The 278-nt window shown below is 69.1% G+C and carries 1 protein-coding gene; it reads left to right on the forward strand.

Annotation, left to right across the window (positions count from 1 at the left end; genetic code table 11):
* Positions 1-244, forward strand: a 244-nt coding sequence (locus tag SB847_RS20870) for a hypothetical protein (RefSeq protein ID WP_014722302.1), incomplete at its 5' end; no start/stop codon positions are given.
* Positions 245-278: the final 34 nt, after the last annotated feature.

Raw genomic sequence — 278 nt, forward strand, 5'->3', positions numbered from 1 at the left:
GATGAGCGCATCCGTGCCTGGTCTGTTCAACGCCGTCTACGGGATCGTGCCGGCGATGGCGGTCGTCAACTTCGTTGTGATCCTCTCGCCCGGCAAGCATGCGCGTGCCGCGTGGGGAGACTATCGCCGGCAGCGCATCGCTAAGCCGGCGTTCGCGCGCCACACGATCCCGGCACGCGCATGCGTGCTGCCGGCCGGCGCCGATGCGCTGGCCGACACGCGCATCGCGGCGCGCGAATCATGAACGGCGACCGGCTCCGTGCATTCGTCGCGCTGAT

This window comes from Bacillus sp. SIMBA_026, from assembly GCF_046535335.1.
Classification (GTDB): domain Bacteria; phylum Bacillota; class Bacilli; order Bacillales; family Bacillaceae; genus Bacillus; species Bacillus velezensis.